Source organism: Gammaproteobacteria bacterium, from assembly GCA_024235095.1.
Taxonomy (GTDB): Bacteria; Pseudomonadota; Gammaproteobacteria; order Competibacterales; family Competibacteraceae; genus UBA2383.
The window spans coordinates 1,447,663-1,470,642 of record JACKNC010000001.1 but is presented as its reverse complement, the minus strand read 5'-3'; the positions used below and the strand labels follow the sequence as shown (position 1 = coordinate 1,470,642).

The following is a 22,980-nucleotide window of genomic DNA, read 5'->3' as shown; positions in this document are numbered from 1 at the left end:
TGGCCCTTGGCGCGCCGCTTTATTACAATGAACTTTCTAACTTTAGCAGGTTGAATCCATGAAAACTGTTCTCGCCATTCGCCATGTTGCTTTTGAGGATTTAGGCAGTTTTGCGCCCATTTTAGTGGATCGTGGCTACGCGATCCAATATCTGGAAGCTGGTTGGGATGATTTGACCGCGCTCGATCCACTGGCCGCCGATTTACTGGTTGTCCTCGGCGGCCCGATCGGGGTGTACGAGGAAGAGGCTTATCCCTTCATCCAGGACGAGCTACGCTTATTGCAAGCGCGTCTGAGTGCGAGACGCCCGACGCTAGGCATCTGCTTAGGCTGTCAAATGATCGCGCGGGCTTTGGGTGCAAAGGTTTATCCAGGTGGCCATAAGGAGATTGGCTGGAAACCGCTGGTCTTGACCGATGCAGGCCGCGCCAGTCCGCTGGCAGCGTTCGCTGATGGCGCGCCGGCGCTGCATTGGCACGGCGATACTTTCGATCTGCCGGAAGGCGCAACCTTGCTGGCGTCTACCGACCTCTACCCACATCAAGCCTTTACGTGTGGAAGTCAGGTATTGGCCCTACAGTTCCATATCGAAACCACAGCAAAAGGTCTGGAACGCTGGTTTATTGGCCATGCCTGTGAGATCGCTGGTACGCCGGGCTTGAAGGTCCCCATATTGCGCGCGGAAACTATGCGTTATGCGCCGGGAGCGGAAACGCGAGGCCAGCAATGTTTGAAGGTCTGGCTGGATCAAGCAGGATTATGACTGCACATAATTCGAGGAGTCCGCTGGTCAGCGTAGCAGTGCCAACTTACAACCACGCGCCTTTTTTGCAGGCCTGCCTGGAATCGGTGCGGAACCAGACCTATCCCCGGCTGGAGTTGGTTATTGTCGACGATGGCTCCACCGACGATACTCTGACGATTGCCGAGCAGTTCGCCGCCGACCATGCTGGGCGTTTCGAACATTTAACCGTTTTGCGTCAGCCCAATCGCGGTGTCAGCGCCGCATCCAACCGCGCCATCGCCGCCTGCCGGGGCGAATGGGTCCACCTGCTCGGCTCCGACGATCTTCTCTATCCCGAAAAGATTCAAGTCCAGCAACAAGCGATTGCCGACTGGAACGAGCCACGCCTGGCGCTCGTCTATTCCGACGTCGATTTCATTGATGCTGAGGGGCGAGTGCTGTCCTCTTCCACTCGGAAGCGGCCGCCGCCGAGACTTGATCACCAAGCCTATCTGCGCCTGATTCGCTATAACGATGTCGCCAACGCTACAGTCGCATTGCGTCGGGAGGCGTTTCTGGCGATCGGCGGCTTTGATGAACAGCTGCCGCTGGAGGACCTGGATGGTTGGCTGCGCTTATCGGTCAATCACGCGATCGCCCGGATTCCTGGCCTGTTGGCCGGTTATCGCCGACACGAGGGCAACGCCAGCCGTCGCCAACGCATGATGTTCGAGGCGAACTGGGATACCTTGGGCAAGTTCGCTGAACAGCATGGCGACTTGATTCCACCAGCGCTCTGGCGAGCCTGCCTGCGCCGCCGACTACGTAGTTTTCTGCGCTGGGCGCGGAAGAATGCGCGTGAATTGATACCGGTGATTCTTGGTGATGCCTTGCTCAGTCTGACGCGCACCCCCGAACCAGTAGTGTGGCGGCGCTACGCCGCGCGGTGCCGAGCGCTCGACGCATAACTCGATTTCCCGGATTTAAATATGTTTTATCAGAAAATTGTCTTTAATTAAATTAGTTACGCTGATACCTTCCTTGAAATAGACTAGCCCGCTCCTGGCAACTGCCTTTACAATCTCTTTGAACACGGGAAAGCCGCTCCTAGAGGCCGCTTCCCGCCAACTCCAAACCTGAAGACAAATTTAAGGAGTGACCGGTGGAACGCGAAAGTATGGAATATGATGTGGTCATCGTGGGCGCTGGCCCGTCCGGCTTGTCGGCAGCCATTCGTTTGAAGCAGTTGGCTGCGGAGAAGGATCAGGAAATCAATGTCTGCGTCCTCGAAAAAGGCTCCGAAGTCGGCGCCCACATCCTGTCCGGCGCGGTCGTGGAACCCCGTGCTCTGAACGAACTCATCCCGGACTGGAAAGAACAGGGCGCGCCGTTGCTGACGCCAGCGACCGAGGACCGCTTCCTGCTGCTGACCCGAGAGACCTCGTACCGGTTACCGACCCCGCCGCAGATGAACAACCACGGCAATTACCTCATCAGCCTGGGTAATCTGTGCCGCTGGCTGGCTGAGCAAGCGGAAGAACTGGGGGTGGAAATCTACCCCGGTTTCGCCGCTGCCGAAGTGCTTTATGACGATGAGGGTACGGTAGTCGGGGTCGCCACCGGCGATATGGGTATCGACCGGGAAGGTCATCAGACCGACCAATACACGCCTGGCATGGAACTGCGCGCCCGCTACACGATGTTCGCCGAGGGTTGTCGCGGCTCGTTGACCAAGTTGCTGTCCGAGCGCTTCAACCTGCGCGAGGGCGTGGACCCGCAGACCTATGGCATTGGCATCAAGGAATTGTGGGAAGTCGATCCTGCGAAACATGAGCCGGGCAAGATCGTCCATACTGTGGGCTGGCCGCTGGCCGCCAGCACCTATGGGGGTTCCTTCCTCTATCACATGGAAAACAATCAGGTGGCAGTCGGGTTCGTGATTGGCCTGGGCTACGAAAATCCACACTTGTCGCCGTTCGAGGAGTTCCAGCGTTTTAAAACGCATCCCGATATTCGTCCAACATTTGAAGGCGGACGACGCATTGCCTACGGGGCGCGCGCCATCTCCGCCGGCGGCATCCAGTCCATTCCCAAATTGACGTTCCCCGGCGGCGTGCTGATCGGCGACACTGCCGGTTTTCTGAACATGCCCAAGATCAAGGGCATCCATGCCGCGATGAAATCCGGGATGGTCGCTGCCGATGCAGTCTTCGCCGCTGTCGCTGCTGAGGAACCTCCCGTCGAAATCACCGCCTATCCCGAATTGTTGCGGCAAAGCTGGCTGTGGGAAGAACTCTACCAGGTGCGCAATATCAAACCGTCGTTCAGTTGGGGCCTGTGGGCGGCTATTGTCTATTCGGCGCTGGATACTTATCTATTTCGAGGCAAAGCCCCGTGGACTTTCCATCACAAGCCGGATCATGCCAAACTCAAGAAAGCCAGCGAGTGTCCGAAAATCGAGTATCCGAAACCGGATGGCGTGATCAGTTTTGACCGACTGTCCTCGGTATTCATTTCCAACACCAATCACGAGGAAGACCAGCCCTGTCACCTGACGCTGAAGGATTCAACCGTGCCGATCCAGGTCAACCTGGCGCTGTACGATGCGCCGGAGCAGCGCTATTGCCCGGCGGGGGTTTACGAGATCGTCCGGGACAGCGAGGGGAAAAATCCGCGCTTGCAAATCAACGCGCAGAACTGCGTTCATTGCAAGACGTGCGACATTAAGGACCCCACCCAGAATATTCACTGGGTGACGCCACAGGGCGGCGATGGGCCGAATTACCCGAATATGTAATTTCGTTGATCAATGAAAAAGCCCGGTTTTGCCGGGTTTTTCGCTTAAAACAGCAGATGTTGACCGAAAGCGCCAAGCTGGACAGCATCTTCCGGCTGGATTCGATCAACTACGAACTGGCGCTGGCCGAGGTATACGACAAGATTGAATTTAACAATGCCCGCGATTAGAGCCAATGCAGCGTGGTTTTTCATGCCGGGAATGCTATCTTAACGCGGGTCAGCATTTCTTCAGAACCCCCTCCGGAAACAGAGTCTATGAACAACCCAGTCCTTCTCTCCCAACCGCTTTCTCCCGTACAACAGCCCGTTTTCCATGCTCCCGCCTGGACAGTGGATACCGTGCTCGATCTCTTTGAATTACCTTTCGCTGACCTGATCTTTCGAGCGCAACAGGCTCTGCGCGAGCACTTCAATCCCAACGCGATCCAGCGTTCAAGCCTACTCTCGGTCAAAACCGGCAACTGCTCCGAAGATTGCGGCTATTGCTCGCAGTCCAAGCGCTACCAGACGGGCCTGGAAACGCAACGTCTGCTCTCCACCGAGGAAGTCCTGGCGGCGGCCCGGGCCGCCAAAGAAAAGGGCGCTGGCCGATTCTGCATGGGCGCGGCCTGGCGCGGTCCGAAGGAGAAGGACCTGCCGGCGGTCATGGAAATGGTGCAGGCCGTCAAAGCGCTAGGACTGGAAACCTGCGTCACCCTGGGCATCCTCAAGGATGGTCAAGCTGAACAACTGAAGGAAGCCGGCCTGGACTACTACAACCATAATCTCGATACCGCCCCGGAATTTTACGGCGACATCGTCACGACGCACACCTATCAGGACCGGTTGGACACTTTGCAGCGAGTGCGCGAGGCCGGCCTGAAGATTTGCAGCGGCGGCATCGTTGGCATGGGGGAAACACGCCAGCATCGCGCTGGGTTAATTGCGAAACTGGCCAATCTCGATCCACCGCCGGAATCGGTGCCCATTAACAATCTGGTGCCGATTCCAGGAACGCCGCTGGCCAATAGCAATCCCATCGATATTTTCGAATTTGTCCGCACTATCGCTGCCGCGCGCATCACCATGCCGAGCAGCTATGTGCGCCTGTCCGCCGGGCGCGAGCAAATGAGCGAAGCCGAACAGGCGCTGTGTTTTCTGGCGGGCGCCAATTCGATTTTTTATGGCGATCATCTGTTAACCACCAGCAATTCCCAGACATCCCTCGATAATGGGTTATTTCAGAAACTGGGCCTGCACGGCGTCTGAGAGGCCAGGTCACCTATCGCCTCTTTAAAACCAAACTAACAATCAGGAGTCCCCGATGACTGAAAGATTTCGCTTGGTCACACGCAGCGACATGGATGGCCTGGTGTGCGCGGTTTTGCTCAACGAGTTGAAATTGATTGACGACATCAAGTTTGTGCATCCCAAGGACATGCAGGATGGCAAGATCAAAATCAGCGACCACGACATCACGACGAATCTGCCTTATGTGCCTGGCGTACACCTGGCGTTTGATCATCACTCGTCAGAAGTCCTGCGCAACGAAGAGCATGATAATCATATTATTGACCCGAATGCGCCGTCGGCGGCCCGGGTGGTGTTCGATTATTACGGCGGCAAGGCCCGTTTCTCCGCCATCAGCGATGAAATGATGGTTGCGGTGGACAAAGCGGATTCGGCGCAGTTCTCTAAAGAGGACATTCTTGAACCGAAAGGCTGGGAACTGCTCTCCTTTCTCATGGACGCCCGCACCGGACTTGGACGGTTTCACAATTTCCGGATTTCCAATTACCAGTTGATGATGAATCTCATCGACTATTGCCGCAGCCACGGCATTGACGACATCTTGCAATTGCCAGATGTTCAGGAACGGGTGAATATCTACCTCGAACACGCGCCCAAGGCCAAGGAACAGATTCAACGTTGTAGTACGGTGCATAACAATCTGGTCGTGCTTGATTTGCGCAATGAAGAAACGATATGGGCGACCAACCGGTTTACGATCTATGCGCTGTTCCCGCAAACCAATATCTCGATCCATGTCATGTGGGGTTTTCAAAAACAGAACACGGTGTTCGCCACCGGCAAGTCAATTCTGAACCGGACGTCTAAAACCAATATCGGCGAATTAATGTTGCGCTATGGCGGCGGCGGTCATGAAAACGCCGGCACCTGCCAGATTAGTCACGATCAGGCCAATACCGTATTGACCGAGTTGATTGCGCGCATTACCCAGGATGGCTAAGGGTAAATCATTCACGATGACCAGCAACGCGGATTGGTTGAACCGCAGTCTGAAAGCGGTCTGGCATCCCTGCACTCAAATGAAATGGCACGACGATGGCGCGTTGCCGTTGGTGCCGGTCGCTCGTGGTCAGGGCGCCTGGTTATATGATTTCGACGGGCGGCGTTACCTGGACGCCATCGGTTCCTGGTGGGTCAATTTGTTCGGCCACGCCAATCCGCGGATTAGCGCCGCCATTCGCGATCAATTGGATCGGCTGGAGCATGTGATTCTGGCCGGCTTTACCCATGCGCCAGTGGTGGAGTTGTCGGAACGGCTGTCAGCCCTGACGGGCGGGACGCTTGGCCACTGTTTCTATGCCTCGGATGGTTCTTCGGCGGTGGAAATTGCGCTGAAAATGTCGGCTCACTACTGGCGCAACCACGGCCAGCCGGACAAACACCGGTTTGTCTGCCTCACCGGTAGCTATCACGGCGAAACCCTGGGAACGTTGGGCGTCAGCGATGTCGAGTTGTACAAGGAAGCCTACGGGCCTCTGATGCGCCACGCCATCACCGTGCAATCGCCCGATATCCGCCAGGCCAAGCCTTGGGAAAGCGCCGCCGATTTCACGCACCGGGCAGCGGCGGAATTGGAAGCCGTACTGAAGCTTCAACATGATCAAATCTCCGCCTTGATCGTCGAACCGCTGGTGCAGGGCGCCGGCGGCATGGCCATGTACGATCCCGAGTATTTGCAGCGCGCGCGCGCCTTATGCGACCAATATCGGGTGCATTTGATCGCCGATGAAATCATGGTCGGTTTTGGTCGCACCGGAACGCTGTTCGCTCACGAGCAAGCCAGCATCCGCCCTGATTTCCTCTGTCTGTCCAAAGGACTGACCAGCGGTTATCTGCCGCTGTCCGTGGCGCTGACGACCGACGCCGTGTATGCCGCCTTCTACGACGATGCCGTGACGCGCGGCTTTCTGCATTCCCATTCCTTTACCGGTAATCCGCTGGCCTGCCGGGCGGCGCTGGCGACTCTGGATATTTTCGTCGAGGATCACATCCTTGACCGCAACCGGGCCTTTGCCGAGCAATTCACCGAACTGCTCGCGCCTTTGGCAAATCATCCGCGCGTTCGGCATTTCCGCCAGCGCGGCATGATCTGGGCGCTGGACATCGATACCGATCGACCTGATTTTCGGTTGCGTTTCTATCGCGAGGCGCTGGCGCGGGAGATTTTCCTGCGTCCGCTTGGTACGACCGTGTATTTCATGCCGCCCTACATTCTCGATAATGACGAGGCCGCGCTGCTCGCAGAACGGGCGGTCGCGGCGCTAAACGCGGCGTTGGAATGATCTGGGACGAACTGGAAACCGGTCTTGCGCAACTGGCGACCGAGGGTTTACTGCGCCGACGTCGGATGCTGGATGCGCCCTGTGGTCCTGAGGCCGTGGTCGGTGGCCATCGTTTCATCGCCTTTTGCAGCAACGATTACCTTGGCTTGGCCAGCCATCCTGCGCTGATCGCAGCGGTGCAGGAAGCTGCGGCGCGCTGGGGCGTTGGCAGCGGCGCGTCGCATGTCGTCAGTGGCCATCTGCGTCCCCATGCCGAACTGGAAGAACGACTGGCCGCCTTCGTCGGTCGGGAGCAGGCCCTGTATTTCACCACCGGCTACATGGCGAATCTAGCCATCGCGCCGGCGCTTCTGGAGCGCCATGACGCCATTTTCGCCGACCGGCTCAATCACGCCTCGCTGATCGATGCCGCCCAGTTGGCGCGCGCTGAACATATCCGCTATCCGCATGGCGATCTGGATGCGTTGGCCGACCGGCTGCAACGCAGTCGCGCGCGGCGCAAATTGATCCTGACCGATGCGGTGTTCAGCATGGATGGCGATCTGGCGCCGCTGCCGGAACTGTTTGCACTGGCTGAACGGTTCGATGCCTGGCTGGTGGTCGATGACGCGCATGGATTCGGCGTTCTTGGTCCCAATGGGCGGGGCAGTCTGGCTCATTTTCAACTTCCCGCGTCACCTCGCCTGATTCTGATGGGTACGCTGGGTAAAGCCGCCGGCGTTTCTGGAGCTTTCATTGCCGGCGACCGGCGCGTTATTGAATGGCTGATGCAGCGGGGACGCCCCTATATTTTTACTACTGCCTCCAGTCCAATAATTGCTGCTGCATTGCTGGCCAGTCTGGAGTTGATCGCCGCCGGCGATGACCGTCGCGCGCACCTGCACGACCTGATCACGCGGTTACGCGCAGGACTGGACGGGTTGCCTTGGCAGTTATTACCGTCATTGACAGCGATTCAACCCTTGGTGATCGGCGATAATCTGACAACCCTGGCGCTCGCGGAACAATTACTTGCCAAGGGTCTGTGGATTCCCGCGATTCGTCCGCCCACCGTGCCGGCAGGTACGGCGCGGCTGCGAATTTCCCTGTCAGCGGCCCATACCACCGAGCACGTGGACGCCTTACTCACGGCGCTAAGGGGCTGTGTTGAGCTGGATACGCAGGTCTCCCTTACCAACCCTCCCGCCTTTGCTAAAGGGGGGAACCTATGACTCGTAACCAACTGAGAAACGATAGCAGCCTCTCTCCAGAATTACCCGCCAAACGGCGCATTCGCCAGGCTTTCGATCAGGCGGCGGCCACCTATGATGAAGCCGCTGATGTGCAGCGCGAGGTCTGTGACCGGCTAGCTCGATGTTTCGAGCAGACCGGCAGCGACTTTCAACCGGGAACCGTTTTGGAGGCCGGCTGTGGCACGGGTTATGGTGTGCGGTGGTTGCGACAACGTTGGCCTCGCGCTGAGCTAACATTAGTTGATTTCGCATCGGGTATGCTGATTGCCTCACGCTTGCAATGTCCGTGGACGATGCAGGTTTGCGCTGACATTGAGACATTGCCCTTTGCAGACCAGCAGTTTGATCTTTACTGGTCCAGCTTGGCTTGGCAGTGGAACGATCCGCAACAGTGTTTAACCGAAGCGGGACGAGTGCTGCGACCCGGCGGGATGCTGGCGGTCGCAACGCTGGGGACCGATAATTTTCCCGAGTTGCGCCATGCTTTTGCTGCCATCGATGATTACAGCCATGTGCTGACGATTCCAACGCCCGAACGCTTGTTAGCGCATTGCCAGGCGGATGGCTGGACCGTGAATATCTGGCGGCAGCAAGCGGTGCGCCGGCATTATCCCGACCTGCGCACCCTGCTGCGCCGGGTTAAGGCGGTGGGCGCCCGCGAGGTGGAACAGCGCCGACCCGCCCCGTTCGGGCGGACCGCCTGGCAGGCGGTCACCGCGCGTTACGAGCAGTTACGCGAACCCGAGGGATTGCCGCTGACTTACGATGTGGTCTGGCTGATTGCGCATCGGCTGCAAAAGGTACGCAATGCGTACCCTACAATTGAATGATCGATGGAGGGTACGCATTGCGTACCTTGATAATGGCAGTGAGGGGTTGGAGGAGAGGGGAGATGCAGATCGATGTAGGGTACGCATTGCGTACCTTTTGATAATGGCAGTGAGGGGTTAGGGGAGAGGGGAGATACAGATGAAACAGGCATTTTTTGTAACGGGCACGGACACCGGCGTCGGTAAAACCCTGGTGACCTGCGCCCTGCTGCATGCAACTCGTCAACAAGGTTCCACGACAGTGGGAATGAAGCCCATCGCGGCGGGGGTCGAGGATGACGGACGCAACGGCGATGTAACGCAATTGCTGGCGGCCAGTTCCATTCAACCCCCTCCGGCGTTGGTTAATCCCTATCTGTATATACCACCAATTGCGCCGCACATCGCAGCGCACGAGGCGGGCAAGCCCGTCGATATCGCGGTGATCACGGCGGCTTTCACACAATTGTGTGAGTTAGCCGAAGTGATCTGGGTGGAAGGGGTTGGCGGATTCCGGGTTCCGCTTGACGAATGTTCAGACACGGCTGATCTGGCCGTGGCGCTGGATTTGCCCATCATTCTGGTGGTTGGCATGCGCCTGGGTTGTTTGAATCATGCGCTGTTGACCGCCGAGGCGATTGCGGCTCGGAATTTACGCCTGGCAGGCTGGGTCGCTAACCGGATTGATCCAGCTATGGAGCGGTTTGAGGCCAATGTTGAAACGCTCAGTACGCGCCTGGAAGCGCCGTTGCTGGGAGTAACGCCGTATGGGACCAATCCAGTGCGGGCTGCCGGTGCACTGCAATTGACGGCATTACCGATGAACATAGCGTCATGAGTGTCTGGCCAAAAAACCGATATGCCTTTACTATGGGCTACCAGGCTTTTCGTCAAAAGTTGCTGGCGCCCAGCGTTGCAATACCTGCTCTAACGCCTTTTGCCTGAACGGCTTGGCCAAAAAATCATCCATACCGCAGGCCAGACAGGCTTCCCGATCGCCTTCCAGAGCATTGGCAGTGATAGCGATAATCGGCAGCCGGCTGTAGTTCATCGCTTGTTCGCGCGCCCGCCATCGGCGAGTCGCCTCAAAACCATCCATCTCGGGCATTTGGCAGTCCATAAGCACCAGATCATAATGCGCGCGCTCCAGAGCCAGTAACGCCAACTGGCCGTTCTCTGCGACCTCGGTCCGGCAACCCAACTTATACAGCATCATCAGCGCCAACTCCTGATTGATCAGGTTATCCTCGGCCAGCAGAACATGCGCTGGGCAGCGAACTGTAGTGGCGTTCACTAACGGCTTCGATACGGGTTCGGGCACCGCGCCTGTTGCGACTGTGAGGCTCTGATGCAACAATCGGCGATAGATGGGCTTGTTCAGTGCGCAAATAAAGCCGGCCTGACGCAGATCGCTAACACCACTCAGCGTCATGGACGACAGCAGAATCAACCGCGTCGCTGCAATGGCCGGGTCGGCCTTGATGGCCTGCGCCAGATCGAGTCCAGTCATATCGGGCATATTCATATCCAGCAGAGCCAGGTCGTAGGGAGCGCCGGCTTGCCGCGCAGCGCGCAACTTGGCTAACGCTTCCGTTCCATCGCACGCACTATCGGTGTGCAGATTCCAGCTCGCCAGGTGCTGCTGCAAAATTTCCCGGTTAACAGGATGATCATCCACCGCCAGCACCCGAAAACCCGCTGGCAGGCAAACCCTTTTTGATGGAGCAGGCGTCTGGTCCGACGGCGCCAGCTTCACAGTAAACCAGAAGGTGGAGCCGCGCCCAACTTCGCTGTTGACGCCAATAGTCCCGCCCATGATTTCCACGAGCTGCTTGGCGATCGCTAACCCTAGGCCCGTTCCGCCAAACCGGCGGGTGTGCGAACTGTCAGCCTGAGAAAAGACCTTAAACAAACGGGACTGCACCACTGGATTGATGCCAATTCCCGTATCGCGCACCGTGCCGCGCAACACGATTTCGTTGACCATGCCGCCCGGCGCGCGCTCCAGGTTCATTATCACCTCGCCTTGCTCGGTAAACTTGATGGCGTTGCCCACCAGGTTGATGAACACCTGCTGGAGCCGGGTGGGATCGCCTTGCACCGCAGCCGGCACTTCAGGCGCGATCCGGCAAATGAACTCCAGGCCCTTTATGTGCGCTCGTTCGGCCAGCATCTCTCCCACCGTTTCGATGACTTGACGAGGATCAAAGTCGATCTGCTCCAACTCCAGATGCCCTGCTTCAATCTTGGAGAAATCCAGGATGTCATTGATAATCGCCAGCAACGCTTCTCCGGATTGTTGCACCCTATCCACATAGCGCCGCTGAGTGGCGGTAAGCGGCGTATCCAGCAATAGTTCGTTCATACCCAGCACCCCATTCATCGGAGTGCGGATCTCATGACTCATGGTCGCCAGGAACTGGGATTTGGCCAAGCTGGCCGCTTCCGCCGCTTCCTTCGCCTGTCTGAGTTCCGCCGTGCGCATTTCCACCTCGTCTTCCAGATGTTCACGGTGGCGCGCCAGTTGTTGATCGCGGGCCTGAATCTGCGTCAGCATCTCGTTGAAGTTGTCGATGAGTTGACCGACTTCATCGTGACTGAATTTTCGCGCACGCAGCGAGTAATCCTTATTTTCGGTAATTTGCGCAGCGGTTTGCCCCAGCGCCAAAATGGGACCAGTCAGATAACGGCGAAAGCGCAAACCAACCCAGGCTGCCGTAATCAGAGCAACCAAGATCAATCCTCCGGTGCCTAGCAGATACAGGCCGAGAATTCGCCAGGAATCGCTGATATCCGCCAGCAAATACAGTTTGCCGAGTTGCTCGCCATCGACGATGATGGATTCCTCTAGATGGAGGAAGCGGACCTCGTTGAACCAGCCGGTATACTCGTGCAGCGCCCAGTCGCAGGATTCATGAGCGCCAACTGACGAGGTGGTCGCGTAATGGGCGAAGGGTGCGCCATCAGCATGGATGATACAGGCGAATACGACATTGGGCGCGACCCGCAGGGCTTCCAGATTGACTTTTGCGCCATGCTCATCGTTGAAAGCTACGGCGGCCTGACTGTTGATGGCGGTCATCCGCGCCAGGGTCGCCAGTTGCGTCAACATATCTCTCTGAAGCTTGAAAGCGGCGCCGACGGCGAAAATGCTCCAGGCTACGATGAGGGCGATCCCAGCGGTCAGCATCAGAATCAGAATGAATTTCCGGTGCAGCGGCCAATCGTGCAGGTTCACTATCATCTTTCGGCTACTCCACAATTTTTGCCATGCGCAACATTTGGGCGCTCAATTTCAGGCCCGTCTGTTGTGCAATCATGAGGTTAATGGCGAACCGCACTCGACCCTCCTCAAGGTACAATTCGATCATGCCGCCCTTTTCCGCAAAATTGGGTATATCGCTGATAGTGAGGACTGGAACTTGCGCCAGTGTAGCTCGCAATGCTTTCAGTTGCGACGCCTGGTCAGCGCCGAGATACAGCATCTGGCAACTTGGCCAATCCTGGATTAAAGGATTGTCTGTAATTTCAATGGGACGCCCCTGGGCTTGACGCTGGGCGAGCAATTGCAGTTTGCCGTCCAGTGGAGATTTACCTAGAACACAGAGCCGCAGTGGCGCGGCGGCAAAGGCGAAAACGCTGTCCGGCCACTCAACGAACTTGGCGAAATTGTAAACAAAACCGGCTTTAACTCCATATTCTGCCGATGAATCGGCTCGAATGCTCACTATCTGAAACAGCAAGGTGATTAAACTAACCAGCAGGGCTTTTCTCATTGCATGATGAAGAGCCTTCATGGGCGGAGCGCCTAAAATTTGACGTCCAGTTTCAGGTAAACGCCTCGTTCGATTTCCGTGGACGCTGATTGAATGTATTGAGAAACGAATTCTGGATGGGTCTGGTCGAGGAGATTTTGCCCGACCAGAGAGATTTCCAGATCGCGCTGAATTTTCCAGGCCAGCCGCATATCCAGATTCGCATAGGCTGGAATGGCAAAGCCGGATCCTTCAATCTTGCTGACATAGCGCAGCCAGGCATCCCATTGCCATGCAGGGTGAAACACCCACGATGAAAGCAGCGAAAACTGGCGAGCCGGGGGAGCCGCAGCGCCAATCCCATCTCCCAAGTAGTTAATCCAACTGTAGCTGGCCTGCAAGCGCCAATCAGTATGAGGACGCCAGTCTGCGGTCAATTCCAGGCCGTAAAGCCGGGCATCACTTTCGTTTGTCAAAAATTGCTTTACGGCAGGCGCCGATGGGTTACCCAAGTCGGGCGTCCAGAAAATATTGCGTAATTCATCGTAGTCGTAGTAAAAGCCGGCCACATCCCAACTCAGAGTGGATGAGTGCTGATGACGCCACCCGATGTCAAGCCCGGTCATATTTTCAGCAGCGAAATCGGGATTATGTTGGAAAATGATCGCTACCGGCAAATCGGGATCGAGAAAGGACGGCAGTGGTTGCACAAGTTCACCGATAGGCGCGTTGATCAGCCAGACCCTCAGATCAGATTCCGCACGTGACGGCGTGCGCACGACGCGAGAGACGGCTGCCCAGACGCTGTTGCGCCAATCCGGCGTCCAGAGTAACCGTATATTCGGTTGCGCCTCAAAACCGGTGTAATCGTTATGATCAAAGCGGCTGCCCAGCGTCAGACGCCAACGATCGGGAACCAGGGTGATGTCATCCTGGAGATAGACGCTAAACAACTGGTCGGTGCGCTTGGCGGGATCAGCGGTTGAATAGGCCGAGTTGGCGATGTTGTTGTCGATGCGCCGATAGCCCAGCCCCCAGATGACATCCTGCTGCTGGCCGATGGCAAAACGCTGCTGGAACTCCAGATCAAAAGTATGGGTATCCTGGCTGAGCCAGACATGCTCGAAATGTTCCTGCTCAAGATAGGCTTGCAAGCTATAACCGGTATCCTGACTCGTTTGCCGTTCCCAGCGCGACAGCAGATAGCCGCCGCGAAGGGTCTGATCGAAGTCAGTTAGCAGATTAGCGCCCGTGACGGATGGCAGAAGGACGCGATCGCCAGTTTGGCTATTGTAGATTTCGCCTTCGACCAGCAGGCGATCGGTTCCAGCGTGACGATCCAGACGAACGCCGATGCGTTCATTTCGCCAGTCGTCTGCGCCTTCACCGCCGGTGGCCAATCGGGAAGGGCCATAGTCCTGCGCTTTAGCATAGACGCGCACAGCCGTTTCGTCGTTGATCTTCCAGCCTTGCTGCACGAAGCCATCCGCGTGTAACTCCGTACCTCCAGCGACAACCACTTGCCCTCCCCGCGTTTCTTTAGCCGATTCGGTGATGATATTGATGACGCCGTTAACGGCGTTAGCACCCCACAATGGCGCCGGCCCACGGATCACCTCGATCCGCTCGATGATTTCCAGCGGAATATTCTGGGCCTCCCAGAAAACTCCGGAAAATAGCGGTGAATAAAGACTGCGTCCGTCCATCAGCACCAGGAGCTTATTGGAAAAGCGGTCGGCAAACCCTCGGATGGAGATCGCCCACTTGTTGTTGCCCAGGGCAGCGACCTGTACGCCAGGCGCGAGACGTAGCGCTTCCGGGAGATTAGTCGCCCCGCTGCGGCGAATGTCATCGGCGCTAATCACAAACACCGCTGCTGGCGTATCTGCAAGCGGTTGCGCCTTACGGGAGGCTGAAGTCACAATGACTTGAGAGAGTTCTTCAAGACTCAGTTCCAGGAAGACTTCTGCTTCATCAGCGGCGGAACCCGCAGATGCATCGTCCAGCGGGCTAATAATGCTGATGACTACACCGAATAACAGGGCGTTCCGACGGATTGAAAAAAGAGATAACCTGGATTTCATTATCGAATGGATGAATGACTATTGTGGCAAAGGCACGCTGCTGGACGTCGCCTCCTGGGCGCGTTTCGTGTAATCCATATACGCGGGAATGGCGCCAATGGCACCAGGCTGGTTACGGCAATGCTCAACAGCGTTGCAAAGACAACCAAACCGCCCATGATCAACCCTATGATGGGGTAATCTTCAAGCAACACGGCTGCCAGGCCCAGCAATACCGTGATCAAGTAAGTCAATAATCCCAATCCCACCAAATAACCTATGTAGCTCACTCGACCGATTCGGCCCTGTGTCGAGAAAATCTTGGGTAACCATTCAGTCCCCCCCTTTGGCAAAGGGGGGTTAGGGGGGATTTTGGCCCCGTCGCCCATGCGCAATCCCCCCCGGCCTTCCTTTTTCAAAGGGGGGAAGTGAACGCTTACAATCTTGGTTTCGCTAAATTCACTGGGTTTGGCGGGCGTGATGGCGCTGCGCGGGAGGCCCCAGGGGCTGGGATGATTCATGTGATCTTCCATATTTTTAATTTGCTGAGCTATTTTTAATGATCTTTTACGGAATCTCAACATAGTCTTATTCCTGTCCTTTGCCCCGGTTGTCATGACAAAATCTCAAGGCGTGGGAAAACGGAAAACAGCGAATTCTGATAGATCGCTCCCATGCTCCAGCGTGGGAACAATAACCTGTCTTCTCATCGCATGATGAAGAGCCTTCATGAGCGGAGCGCCTAAAATTTGACGTCCAGTTTCAGGTAAACGCCTCGTTCGATTTCCGCGGGCGCCGATCGAATGTATCGAGAAACGAGTTCAGGATGGGTCTGGTCGAAGAGATTTTGTCCGACCAGAGAGATTTCCAGATCGCGCTGGATTTTCCAGGCTAGCCGCATATCCAGATTCGCATAGGCTGGAATGGTATAGTCGGATCCTTTAACCTCACTGACATAGCGTAGCCAGGCATCCCATTGCCATGCGGGGTGGAACGCCCACGATGAAAGCAGCGAAAACTGGTGAGTCGGAGGACGGGCGGTGCTGTCGCCGCGTCCCAAGCTATTAATCCAGCCATAGTTCGCTTGCAAGCGCCAATCGGCGTGGGGGCGCCAATCGGCGGATAGTTCCAGGCCGTAGATCCGTGCGTCACTCTCATTCTCTACGGCTCGTTTCAAAGTGATCAGCGGTGGGTTAAGAAGATCAAGCGAACCCGATGAAAGATTTCGTAATCGTTCGTAGTCGTAGTAAAAGCCGGCCACATCCCAACTCAGAGTGGATGAGTGCTGATGACGCCATCCGATGTCAAACCCTGTCATTCTCTCAGCAGTGAAATCGGAACTGCCTTGCAAAATGATCGCTATCGGCAAATCGGGATCGACAAAGGGCGGCAGGGATTGTACAAACTCGCCGATGGGGGCGTTGATCAGCCAGACGTTCCCATCGGATTCCGCGCGCGACGGTGTGCGCACCACTCGGGAAACCGCCGCCCAGATGCTGGTGCGCGGGTCAGGCGTCCAGAGTAACCGCACATTGGGTTGAATCTCGAAACCGGTGTAATCATTATGATCAAAGCGACTGCCCAGCGTCAGACGCCAGCGACCGGGAACTAGAGTAATGTCGTCCTGGAGATAGGCGCTGAACAGATCATCGGTGCGTTTGGCGGGATCGACGGTCACATAGATAGTTCGAGTGGTGTCATCGCTGATGCGCCGATAGCCCAGCCCCCAGATGACATCCTGCTGCGAGCTGATAGCGAAACGCTGCTGGAACTCCAGGTCAAAGATGGTGCTATCCTGGTCGAACCAGATATGCTCTAAACGCTGCTGTTCAAGATAGGCTTGCAAGCTATAACCGGTATCCTGACTCGTTTGCCGTTCCCAGCGCGACAGCAGATAGCCGCCGCGAAGGGTCTGATCGAAGTCAGTTAGCAGATTAGCGCCCGTGACGGATGGCAGAAGGACGCGATCGCCAGTTTGGCTATTGTAGATTTCGCCTTCGACCAGCAGGCGATCGGTTCCAGCGTGACGATCCAGACGAACGCCGATGCGTTCATTTCGCCAGTCATCTGCGCCTTCACCGCCGGTGGCTAGTGGGCTGACACAGAAGTTTTGACAGGTAGCGGTGGGTGCCCTATGGTTGAGATCAACAGGAGGAATCACCATGGCCCACAAGTATCTGGTTGATCTAACTGAAGAGGAGCGGGAAGACCTGCTGAAGGTCATTCATAAAGGCAAGGCAGCGGCGCGCAAGGTTGCCCGTGCCCATGTGTTGCTGCAGGCTGCGGAAGGGGCGACGGATGAGGCCATTGCCCAAAGCCTTCACTTGGGGATTTCGACCGTTCATCGTACCCGTCAACGGTTTGTCGACGAAGGGTTGCTGGCGGCGTTAAGCGAGCGGCCACGAGTCGGTTTGCCCCCGGCCTTGACCGGCAAACAGGCCGCCTTTCTGGTCGCCTTGGCCTGTAGTACCCCGCCCGCTGGCCGTTGTCAGTGGACTCTCCAATTGTTAGCGGACCGCTTCATGGAACTCCGGCCCATCGAAGCCATTTCCCGTGAGAGTGTGCGGCGCATCCTTAAAAAAACGACCTCAAACCCTGGCAACGTCAAGAATGGTGTATTCCCAGTGTCAGTCCCGATTATGTTTGGCATATGGAGGATGTGTTGGACCTGTACGCCGAACCCGATGATCCTCAATACCCCCAAGTGTGCTTCGATGAAAGTCCGGTGCAATTGACCAGCGAAACCCGCTGTCCTCAACCCGCCCGCCCGGGTCAACCGGCGCGCTATGACTGTGAATACAAACGCGAAGGCACCGCCAATTTATTTCTATTCGTACAACCCTTGCGCGGGTGGCGTCATGTTAATGTCACGAAACAGCGCACCAAACGCGATTTTGCCCAGCAAATGCAGCAACTCGTTGATGTGTACTTTCCGAAGGCGGAGCGAATCCGGTTGGTCGTGGATAACCTCAATACCCACACTCCTGCGGCCTTGTATAGTGTCTTTTCTCCAGAGGAAGCCCGCCGGATCACCCGCAAGCTCGAATTTCATTACACCCCCAAGCATGGCAGTTGGCTCAATATGGCGGAATGTGAGTTCGCTGTTCTCGCCGGCCAGTGTTTGAATCGCCGCATTGCGAACCTCGAAACTTTGCGGAAGGAAATCGCCGCTTGGCAAGGCCCACGCAACCTACGTCAGACCAAAATCCACTGGCAGTTCGGCACCGACTTGGCCCGGGTCAAACTCAAGCGCCTCTATCCTCCCTTGAAATCTTCTGAAACCCCGGTGGACCTAGAAACCTCTGAACCTGTCAAAACTTCTGTGTCAGCCCACTAGTCGGGAAGGGCCATAGTCCTGCGCTTTAGCATAGACGCGCACAGCCGTTTCGTCGTTGATCTTCCAGCCTTGCTGCACGAAGCCATCCGCGTGTAACTCCGTACCTCCAGCGACAACCACTTGCCCTCCCCGCGTTTCTTTAGCCGATTCGGTGATGATATTGATGACGCCGTTAACGGCGTTAGCACCCCACAATGGCGCCGGCCCACGGATAACCTCAATGTGTTCGATGATTTCCAACGGGATATTCTGAGCTTCCCAAAAAACTCCAGAAAATATTGGTGAATAAAGACTGCGTCCGTCCATCAGCACCAGGAGCTTATTGGAATAGCGGTCGGCAAACCCTCGGATGGAGATCGCCCACTTGTTGTTGCCCAGGGCAGCGACCTGTACGCCAGGCGCGAGACGTAGCGCTTCCGGGAGATTAGTCGCCCCGCTGCGGCGAATGTCATCGGCGCTAATCACAAACACCGCTGCTGGCGTATCTGCAAGCGGTTGCGCCTTACGGGAGGCTGAAGTCACAATGACTTGAGAGAGTTCTTCAAGACTCAGTTCCAGGAAGACTTCTGCTTCATCAGCGGCGGAACCCGCAGATGCATCGTCCAGCGGGCTAATAATGCTGATGACTACACCGAATAACAGGGCGTTCCGACGGATTGAAAAAAGAGATAACCTGGATTTCATTATCGAATGGATGAATGACTATTGTGGCAAAGGCACGCTGCTGGACGTCGCCTCCTGGGCGCGTTTCGTGTAATCCATATACGCGGGAATGGCGATGGCGGCAATGACGCCAATCACCATAATTAACGGCATAATCAACGCCAGCAGGATAACGCCCAGTGTATTAGGCGGGGGTGGATTGCCGAAACGATTCGGTCCCTGGGAGCCGGGAATGATCATCAATACTAGATTAACCAGCGGAATTAGCGTCAATATCGACCACCAACTACTGGCGTTAAAATCATGAAGACGCTGGATCGCCAACAGGATGGTTACGGCAATGCTCAACAGCGTTGCGAAGAGAATCAAACCACTCATGATCAACCTCATGATGGGGTAATCTTTAAGCAATCCGGCTGCCAGGCCCAGTAATACCGTGATCAAGTAAGTCAATAACCCCAATCCCACCAAATAGCCTATGTAGCGCACTCGACCGATTCGGCCTTGTGCCGAGAAGATCTTGATTTCGCTAAATTCCTCAGATGTCGGGGGCTTGATAGCGCTACGAGGAGGTTCATAGGGGCTGGGATTGTTCATTGCATACTCCATGATTGATTTGCAAGAATTGTAGAAGCCACCGAACCGAGTCGCAATACAACTATAGTTCCACGACAAGCAATGCATCTTCGATAATACACTTGATAAATCAATATGATATCCCAGTCCATCGCCGCGCCAATCGACACGCTCCGCCATATCGAAACTCCGGAAGGTATTGAATTGAGCCTGCGGGTGGCGGGGCCGGTCGCGCGAATATTGGCATGGAACGTGGACAGTCTGATTCGTTACGGCGCATTGTGGGTAATGTTGATGGCGCTGGCGGTGCTGGGAAAAGGCGGACTGGGGCTGTGGCTGATTATCCTGTTCCTGGCGGAATGGCTCTATCCGGCAGTGTTCGAGGTCTATACCGGCGGCGCGACGCCTGGCAAAAAGGTCCTGGGACTTAAGGTTATTCATGCGAACGGTACGCCCATCGATTGGCCGGGGGCGTTGATTCGCAACCTACTGCGGGCAGTGGATTTCCTGCCCTTTCTGTATGGCTTTGGACTGGCGGCCATGCTGTGCAATCGTGATTTTCAGCGGTTAGGCGATCTGGCGGCGGGTACGTTGGTCATTTACCGTGACCCGCCCACCGCCGCGCCACAACTACCACCCGGTCCCGCGTTGCCGCCGCCTTTCCCGTTAAGTTCCGCCGAACAACAATTGCTCATCGACTTCGCCGAACGCAGCGCCACTCTCAACCCGGAACGGCAGGCGGAGCTTGCAAACCTGTTGGCCGGTCAAACCGGGCTTTATGGCGTGGTTGGCGTTGAACGCCTATGCGCCTATGCCCGCTGGCTGGCGGGGGAGGAAACATGAAGCAACGGCCCTTCGAGGATCGCCATGCCGCTGGCTGGCAGGCGTTCGCTGCGCAACTGGATCGTCTGGAGGGACAGCGGGCGCCGAAGAATACGCCCACGACACCCCCTTTACCGGTCGCCGAGATGCCCGCTGCCTACCGCCAGCTTTGTCAGCAACTGGCTATCGCGCGCTGCCGACGCTACAGCGGTTCGCTACTGGCGCGGCTGAATCAGTGGTCCTTGCGCGCCTATCAGCAGATTTACCGCGCTCCGCAACGGCGCTGGCAGGTGGCGCTGGATTTTTTGACCACCGACTTTCCACAACGAGTGCGCGCCGACGCCAAACTGTTCTGGCTCTGCGCAGCGCTGTTCTATCTGCCGTTGCTGGGCATGGGCTGGGCGGTCTATCAGGCCCCGGAATTGATTTACAGTCTGCTGCCGCCAGATGCAGTCGCCGATCTCGAAACGATGTACGCGCCTGATCCGACGGCTGACGACCGCGACCCCGCGAGTGATCTGGCGATGTTCGGCTACTACATCCACAATAATATCGGCTTGGGTTTCCGCACTTTCGCCGGCGGCGTGTTGTTCGGCGTAGGTTCCGCTTTCATGTTGTTATTCAATGGACTCTTCATTGGCGCGGTGTCCGGTTATTTGACGGCGCAAGGGTTTATCGAGACTTTTTATACCTTCATCGCAGGTCATGGCGCTTTTGAATTAACCGGTATTATGCTGGCCGGAGTGGCGGGGTTGAAAATGGGTTGGGCCATTCTCGCGCCGGGCCGGTTGCATCGGGTGGAAGCCTTGCGGCAAGCGGCGTCCGGCGGCGTCCGGTTGATTCTGGGCGCGGTCGCGCTCCTGCTGCTGGCGGCGTTTATCGAAGCGTTCTGGTCTTCCAATCGAGCGATTCCGGCGGACATTAAATACGCGGTCGGCGCGTGTGGCTGGTTACTGGTGATTCTTTATCTGACGCGGGCGGGCCGGCGTGGCGCTTGAAACCATCAACGCTGAACTGCGCCGGCGCAACGCCTGGGAAGCCACCGACCTGGGCATGGCGATGGTGCGTCAGTGGTTCAGTGCGGTCTATGCCGCCTGGTTTGCGGTCGCGCTGCCATTATTTGTGCTGTTGCACTTGGCGTGCTGGGGACACTGGTGGTTGGCGCCGTGGCTGATGTGGTGGCTGAAACCCCTGCTGGATCGTCCGTTGCTGTATATGTTCAGTCACGCCCTGTTTGCCGATCCGCCGAATCAGCGCCAGTTCTGGCGGGCCTTGCCGGGATTATTATGCCGACGGCAGGCACTGACGGCGCTGACCTGGCGGCGTCTGGATTCCGCCCGTTCCTTCACGTTGCCGATCGGACAACTGGAAGGATTGACGGGCAAAGCCCGCCGGCAACGGTTGCGCGATTTGAGTTATCCAGGCCGAGGGGCGGCGGTGTGGTTGACTGTGGTGGGTCTGCACCTGGAAATTGCTCTGGATTTCGCGCTGATCGCTCTGGTGTGGATGTTGGTCCCCGATTTCGTGGCGCTGGAATTTTCTGATCTGCTCGATGACAGCGACGCCTGGGGACAATTTTGGCTGAATGTCGTGGGGTTCTGTGGATTGAGTCTAGTGGAGCCGTTCTATGTCGCCGCCGGTTTTGCGCTTTATCTCAACCGCCGCACCTGGCTGGAAGCCTGGGACCTGGAACTGGGTTTTCGGAAAATGGCGATGCGGTTCAGTAAATCAGCGTCGCACCCGGCTGAACAATCTCAAAAATCTCGATGACCTGAAGGTTGATTTCAGTAGGGAGCGCCGCTAGGGACTCTGGCGGCAGGGAGAGCATATCGGCGAGCGACGCCAGAATATCCGGCGAATCCACGGTCAATGGAGTCACATTGGCGCTGGGTTGCAGGCTGTCCGCAACATAGACAGCAGCATGGACAATCACTGCTTCCAGCCAATAATTTGGAGCTTTGGCCGGTTCCAAATGATGAGCAACCGCGACCCACAGGCGCTCGGGAAACCGCCAGGTTTTGAGCAGCTCAGCACTCAGATCCGCATAGGTAAAACCGAAGACCTGGCGCTCGGCGGCGACCGTATCCACCCCTTCCTGTTCGAACCTTTGCAAGACCTGGCGATATTGATCGGGGCATTGGCTGTAAAAAACCAGCTTGCCCACGCTATGCAGCAGCCCCGCCAGGAATAACCGCTCACCCTCCGGTAGGCGGCAACGCCGGGCCAGTTCCCGTGCGGCGATCCCGCAGGCGATACTGTGAAACCAGAATATTTCCATGTTCACCTGTTCCGGCGGCAAGCCCTTGAACAAGTTGACTGCCGATGTCGCGACTACTAAGTCCCGCAATTCCCGTTGGCCAATCAAATAAATGGCTTGCGAAACGGTATCCACCGGCTTGGATAATCCATAGTACGCGCTGTTGATCAGGCGCAATAGGCGCGCGGATAAGCCGGGATCGCACAGAATGACTTCAGCCAAGTCCGACGGTCGAGTATTGGGCTGATCAATCAGCTCATTGACCCGAAAAGCCACATCGGGCAGGGAAAACAGGGTATGGGTGCCTTGCACCAGAGATTCGGGAGTCATAACGGAGCAACCCAATGGCCAATGTTAATGAAGGGCGATCG

The 22,980-nt window shown here is 56.6% G+C and carries 20 protein-coding genes and 1 pseudogene; 13 read left to right on the top strand and 8 right to left on the bottom strand.

Annotated features, from left to right (window positions below):
* Positions 1–58: 58 nt before the first annotated feature.
* From H6973_06525 to bioD, 9 genes are all read left to right on the top strand, one after another.
* Positions 59–763, top strand: coding sequence for a glutamine amidotransferase (locus tag H6973_06525; GenBank protein MCP5125291.1), 705 nt, complete (start codon positions 59–61; stop codon positions 761–763).
* Positions 760–1,692: a glycosyltransferase gene (locus H6973_06520; GenBank protein ID MCP5125290.1), complete on the top strand. Its 933-nt coding sequence runs from the start codon at positions 760–762 to the stop codon at positions 1,690–1,692. The genes H6973_06525 and H6973_06520 overlap by 4 nt, the downstream gene beginning before the upstream one ends.
* A gap of 194 nt (positions 1,693–1,886) precedes the next feature.
* On the top strand, positions 1,887–3,521 hold the full coding sequence (locus H6973_06515; GenBank protein MCP5125289.1) for an electron transfer flavoprotein-ubiquinone oxidoreductase: 1,635 nt from the start codon (positions 1,887–1,889) through the stop codon (positions 3,519–3,521).
* 257 nt (positions 3,522–3,778) lie between these two features.
* On the top strand, positions 3,779–4,771 hold the full coding sequence (gene bioB, locus H6973_06510) for a biotin synthase BioB (protein ID MCP5125288.1): 993 nt from the start codon (positions 3,779–3,781) through the stop codon (positions 4,769–4,771).
* A 55-nt stretch (positions 4,772–4,826) separates the two neighbouring features.
* Entirely contained in the window at positions 4,827–5,753 is a 927-nt protein-coding gene (locus H6973_06505; GenBank protein MCP5125287.1) for an exopolyphosphatase, read from the top strand.
* A complete protein-coding gene (locus H6973_06500) occupies positions 5,746–7,095 on the top strand; it encodes an adenosylmethionine--8-amino-7-oxononanoate transaminase (GenBank protein MCP5125286.1) in 1,350 nt (449 codons plus the stop codon). The genes H6973_06505 and H6973_06500 overlap by 8 nt, the downstream gene beginning before the upstream one ends.
* On the top strand, positions 7,092–8,306 hold the full coding sequence (gene bioF, locus H6973_06495; protein MCP5125285.1) for an 8-amino-7-oxononanoate synthase: 1,215 nt from the start codon (positions 7,092–7,094) through the stop codon (positions 8,304–8,306). Before H6973_06500 ends, bioF begins: the two co-directional genes overlap by 4 nt.
* Positions 8,303–9,157, top strand: a complete 855-nt coding sequence (bioC, locus tag H6973_06490) for a malonyl-ACP O-methyltransferase BioC (protein MCP5125284.1) — start codon at positions 8,303–8,305, stop codon at positions 9,155–9,157. Before bioF ends, bioC begins: the two co-directional genes overlap by 4 nt.
* A 139-nt stretch (positions 9,158–9,296) precedes the next feature.
* Complete coding sequence (bioD, locus tag H6973_06485) at positions 9,297–9,974, top strand: dethiobiotin synthase (protein MCP5125283.1); 678 nt, start codon at positions 9,297–9,299, stop codon at positions 9,972–9,974.
* Positions 9,975–10,004: 30 nt separating this feature from the next.
* On the opposite strand, the gene H6973_06480 is transcribed toward bioD, so the two are convergent.
* The 5 genes from H6973_06480 to H6973_06460 all read right to left on the bottom strand — a co-directional run bounded on the left by H6973_06480 (position 10,005) and on the right by H6973_06460 (position 17,118).
* Complete coding sequence (locus tag H6973_06480) at positions 10,005–12,380, bottom strand: response regulator (GenBank protein ID MCP5125282.1); 2,376 nt, start codon at positions 12,378–12,380, stop codon at positions 10,005–10,007.
* 7 nt (positions 12,381–12,387) lie between these two features.
* Complete coding sequence (locus H6973_06475) at positions 12,388–12,933, bottom strand: YfiR family protein (protein MCP5125281.1); 546 nt, start codon at positions 12,931–12,933, stop codon at positions 12,388–12,390.
* Between the two features lie 11 nt (positions 12,934–12,944).
* A complete protein-coding gene (locus tag H6973_06470; GenBank protein ID MCP5125280.1) occupies positions 12,945–14,975 on the bottom strand; it encodes a TonB-dependent receptor in 2,031 nt (676 codons plus the stop codon).
* Positions 14,975–15,475: a hypothetical protein gene (locus H6973_06465; GenBank protein MCP5125279.1), complete on the bottom strand. Its 501-nt coding sequence runs from the start codon at positions 15,473–15,475 to the stop codon at positions 14,975–14,977. Before H6973_06465 ends, H6973_06470 begins: the two co-directional genes overlap by 1 nt.
* Before the next feature lie 221 nt (positions 15,476–15,696).
* Positions 15,697–17,118 carry a TonB-dependent receptor gene (locus tag H6973_06460; protein ID MCP5125278.1) on the bottom strand — a complete coding sequence of 474 codons (1,422 nt, stop codon included), beginning with the start codon at positions 17,116–17,118 and terminating at the stop codon, positions 15,697–15,699.
* Here H6973_06460 and H6973_06455 point away from each other — a divergent pair.
* A pseudogene (locus H6973_06455) lies at positions 17,117–18,291 on the top strand (IS630 family transposase). The gene H6973_06460 and the pseudogene H6973_06455 sit on opposite strands and share 2 nt — an antisense overlap.
* On the opposite strand, the gene H6973_06450 reads toward H6973_06455, so the two are convergent.
* Positions 18,280–18,975: a TonB-dependent receptor plug domain-containing protein gene (locus H6973_06450; GenBank protein ID MCP5125277.1), complete on the bottom strand. Its 696-nt coding sequence runs from the start codon at positions 18,973–18,975 to the stop codon at positions 18,280–18,282. The pseudogene H6973_06455 and the gene H6973_06450 sit on opposite strands and share 12 nt — an antisense overlap.
* Before the next feature lie 18 nt (positions 18,976–18,993).
* Positions 18,994–19,551: a DUF805 domain-containing protein gene (locus H6973_06445; GenBank protein ID MCP5125276.1), complete on the bottom strand. Its 558-nt coding sequence runs from the start codon at positions 19,549–19,551 to the stop codon at positions 18,994–18,996.
* 129 nt (positions 19,552–19,680) lie between these two features.
* On the opposite strand from H6973_06445, the gene H6973_06440 reads away from it, so the two are divergent.
* Genes H6973_06440 through H6973_06430 form a run of 3 tightly spaced genes read left to right on the top strand, consistent with a single transcriptional unit; the run spans position 19,681 to position 22,122 of the window.
* Positions 19,681–20,373 (top strand): RDD family protein, encoded by a 693-nt coding sequence (locus H6973_06440; protein ID MCP5125275.1) that lies wholly within the window; start codon positions 19,681–19,683, stop codon positions 20,371–20,373.
* Entirely contained in the window at positions 20,370–21,350 is a 981-nt protein-coding gene (locus H6973_06435) for a stage II sporulation protein M (protein ID MCP5125274.1), read from the top strand. Before H6973_06440 ends, H6973_06435 begins: the two co-directional genes overlap by 4 nt.
* The gene (locus H6973_06430; protein ID MCP5125273.1) at positions 21,340–22,122 is read left to right on the top strand and encodes a hypothetical protein; all 783 of its coding nucleotides are present in this window, start codon (positions 21,340–21,342) and stop codon (positions 22,120–22,122) included. Before H6973_06435 ends, H6973_06430 begins: the two co-directional genes overlap by 11 nt.
* Here the strand turns inward: H6973_06430 and H6973_06425 are convergent.
* Positions 22,073–22,939 carry an HDOD domain-containing protein gene (locus H6973_06425; GenBank protein MCP5125272.1) on the bottom strand — a complete coding sequence of 289 codons (867 nt, stop codon included), beginning with the start codon at positions 22,937–22,939 and terminating at the stop codon, positions 22,073–22,075. The two genes, H6973_06430 and H6973_06425, sit on opposite strands and share 50 nt — an antisense overlap.
* Between the last annotated feature and the right edge of the window lie 41 nt (positions 22,940–22,980).